At 66.7% G+C, this 3,501-nt stretch carries 3 protein-coding genes; 2 read left to right on the top strand and 1 reads right to left on the bottom strand.

The features are described 5' to 3' along the window. Both M3Q23_02625 and M3Q23_02620 read left to right on the top strand, forming a co-directional pair. Positions 1-316: transposase (locus tag M3Q23_02625; GenBank protein ID MDP9341006.1), on the top strand; the 316-nt coding region annotated here is incomplete at its 5' end. Between the two features lie 156 nt (positions 317-472). Further along, positions 473-1,480: a hypothetical protein gene (locus M3Q23_02620; GenBank protein MDP9341005.1), complete on the top strand. Its 1,008-nt coding sequence runs from the start codon at positions 473-475 to the stop codon at positions 1,478-1,480. Positions 1,481-2,291: 811 nt separating this feature from the next. On the opposite strand, the gene M3Q23_02615 is transcribed toward M3Q23_02620, so the two are convergent. Beyond that, complete coding sequence (locus M3Q23_02615; protein ID MDP9341004.1) at positions 2,292-3,215, bottom strand: hypothetical protein; 924 nt, start codon at positions 3,213-3,215, stop codon at positions 2,292-2,294. Positions 3,216-3,501: the final 286 nt, after the last annotated feature.

Raw genomic sequence — 3,501 nt, 5'->3', positions numbered from 1 at the left:
CGGATGGGGCGGCTACAACTCGCTGCCGGAGCACGGCTACACGCGCAAGAAGACCGTGATCTCCTCCTCCGGCGACCCCGCGCACATCGCCATGCCGGCGGTCCATCGCGTGGCGTCGCTGCTCAAGCGGTGGCTGCTGGGGACCCATCAGGGCTCGGTGAGGCCCGAGCACCTCGATGCCTACCTCGACGAGTTCACCTTCCGCTTCAACCGCCGCAGCTCCCGCCAGCGCGGCCTGCTGTTTCATCGCCTCATGGAGCAGGCCGTGGCCACCGACCCCGCCCCCTATCGCGCCATCAAGGGCGGACGGCCCTGACCCCAACATCTTGGGGTACTGGACCAAAATGGATACCCCCTCTTTCCGTATTTCTCCGCGTCCCCGGATGGGAAGAGCATCGCAGTCGCGCATGCGACGGAGTTCGCACCCGATACGGGGGTCAGCAAGGGCGGCAATGTCAGCATCATCGACCTCGTGACCGGCCGGGTCACGACCGAGGTGAGGGTCGCCGGTCATGTGCCCGGCATCGACTCCGTCATCTACGCCGAGTTCTCCCCGGACGGCACCGAACTCCTCGTCACTCCCGGCCCCACGAGCAACGGGGACATCACCCTGTGGCGACTGGACGGTCGCAATGCCAGGCTCATCCGAACGTTCTCCGGACTCAGCGCGACCCCCGTTCCAGACGACTATGGCGGGTTTTGGAACGCCCCATGGGCGACGTTCAGCCCTGACGGCAAGTGGATCGCCGGAGTCGACCGACGCGAGAACGGCACCAGCCGGATGATCGAGTGGGATGCCGCCACAGGATCGGAGCGCGCGGCGCCCCTGGATCTCCCATGGAAGTCCACCGCCGTTGGTGGTCTTCACTTCGACGGCCTCAACCAGAACGTGGTGTACAGCCCCGATGGGTCGTTGATCGCAACCTCCGTCCTGGGTGACCGTACCGTGATCGTCGACGCAAGGACGCTGAAGCCGGTCCGGACGCTGCATGATCCAAAGGGCGTCGCGTTCGTCGCGTTCTCACCGACCAACGACAGACTCCTCGCGGAAGGGTCGTCGAACGTGGGGATCGTTCGCCTCTGGAACGTGACCACAGGCAAGCAGTTGGCCGAAGTACCGGCCTCGAACCCGGGACTGTGGAGCGTTCAGTTCGACCCCTCCGGAAGCATGCTGTTGACGGACTCTTCCGACGGCGTGGCGAGGCTGTGGTCCGTCCCCGACCTCCAGCAGATCGGAACCGACATTCCAGGGTTCTCTGGCGCGGTCGGGGCGGCCACTTTCGCGGGCCAGGGAAGCTCCACGGTGGCCGTGCTCCTCTACGCGACCGGCTTGATGTTCGCATACGCGGCGTCGCCCTCCGTGTGGGAGCGGCAAGCGTGCCTCGTGGCCGGTCGGAACTTCACAAAGGCGGAGTGGGCCCGATACGTCGGCGACCGCCCGTACGAGGATGTCTGCCCGCAGTATCCGCCCGGATCCTGACCTCAGCCGCAACGGCGAACTCACCGGTCGCGTCCCTGCACCGATACAGACGCACTTCGGTTCCCGGGAAGGACTCCGGCCGCAAGTCCCAGTGGCTCGGACACCGAGCAGACTCGTGGGCAGTGGAAAAGCCCAGAATCCGTTCCCAGATCGGAGGAATCCGTTCCCAGCGGCGCATGACCAAGGCCCTGATCTGCGGGAACAAGATTGTTTGCCGGCCCCACTCCGGACTCCGGCCTCCGGCCGAAGGATACCCGGCACGTGCTCGACCGGGGCCCCGCAGACCTCGAGCGACCAGTGCTCCGGAGGAGCGGGGAAGAAGGAAGATACGACCCCGCCGACGTCCGCCGGCTCACGCCCCAGAGCACCGGCATCCTGCGGTTCGCCTACCGGGGCCACGTGAGCTCCGCCACCGCATTACCGAGGCCATGGACTCCCGAGACGAGACGATCGCGGCTTCGCACCTTGGCCGGATCGCAGAGGGACTCGACGCCCGTCCGCGTCTTGTGGCCTCCGGCGGGGGTCGATGGGAGATCCGGCACGGCCCTCCTCCATACGACGGTCCCGCATTCCTCGGTCCCTCGGCTGTGATCGGTCTGATGGAGCTCCTAGCCGCCGGGAAGTGGGACCGGATCGGCCGGTGCGCGGGCTGGCCCTGCTGCTGCGTGTTCGTCGATCGCACCAGGAACAGGAGCCGACGATACTGCTGCCAGCTTTGTGCGGATCGGGTCAATCAGGCAATAGCCAGGAGGCGTCGAGCCTCCGACCCCATGAGTTAGCAGCCATGAGTCGAACGTCGGGGTGAGCGGCCTCAGTCCGTCCAATCGGGCAGCGAGGTCTCGCCGACTCCCGGGGTGTCGAGCGCTCTGACGTCGCTGCCGTCGGGGTCCATGATGAACAGGCCCGGCGCCGAGAACACGATGTTGTCGCCGTCCGGCGACCACGCCGGTGTGTACGCACGGTTGTGCGTCAACCTGCGGACGGCCGAGCCATCGGGGCGCATCACATAGACGTCCGTGTAGTTGTCCGGATGGTCGCGATGCGACGTGAATAGGATGGAGCGGCCGTCGGGCGACCACTGCACCTGCCAGCCCTCCCCCACGCTCGAGAGATCCACGAGATTCGAGCCATCGACGTCCACGATGTACATGACGTGATCACCGGTGAGGTTGGAGTTGAAGGCAATCCGTTTCCCATCGGGCGACCACGAGGGGTACTCGCCGCCATCGGTGTTCGGCACGCGGTGCTGCCCGGATCCGTCCGCGTTCATGATCGAGATTCCGCTCAACGGAGGGTTCGGATCATGTCCGGTGCTCGCATAGGCAATGGACGAGCCGTCCGGGGACCACGCGGGCGAGATACCCGCGGTCAGCCGGCGCTGACCCGTGCCGTCGGCGTTCATGACCCAGATCTCCGACTCGTCGCCTCGATCGGATCGATACGCCATCTGCGTGCCGTCGGGCGACCACGACGGGTCGAACTCGAATGCGGGGGAATGCGTGAGCCGGGTCAGGTCCTTGCCGTCCGCGTCGATCGTCCACACGTCCTCGTGGTTGTCGAACGCGATCCGCCCGGAGAGCGAGGACCGATCTCCGCCGCTCGGCCCCGGCGCGTCAGAGGCTGCCGTGGACGGAGACGGTCGATTCTGCGGCTGCTCCCGATCGACTCCCCCGCTGCACGCCCCCAGTACCAGGGCCCCCGCCAGCGAGATCGCGAGGATGCGCCCCCTGCTCATGCCTCTTGTACTCCCCGGCCGGCCCCGCGGTTCCCAGTCGATCGACCCCGCCTGCGTGATCTGAACCGTATCGGCCATCACGCGGACTCCGACCACGTGGCCGATGTGGCGGTTGCCCACCCGGAGGGTAGTCCCGGCGAAGCTCGGCGTGCGGGCGACTGTAAACGCCGGTTGAAAAGGCGAACACCCGCGGCCTGAGAACGCCGGTCGAAAAGGTCAGCACCCCGACATCCCAAGTTCTGCTCGGTTGCGCCCGCAAGCTCACCCGTCGAGGGGAGCAGCGGAG

Source organism: Actinomycetota bacterium, assembly GCA_030774015.1.
Lineage (GTDB): Bacteria > Actinomycetota > UBA4738 > UBA4738 > JACQTL01 > JALYLZ01.
The sequence above is the reverse complement of the archived record's forward strand: the minus strand, read 5'-3'. Positions and strand labels throughout refer to the sequence as shown.

What these genes read in the sequence shown, in the direction of transcription:
- M3Q23_02615 (MDP9341004.1), bottom strand. Translation starts at nt 3,215, where the DNA reads ATGAGCAGGGGGCGCATCCTCGCGATCTCGCTGGCGGGGGCCCTGGTA.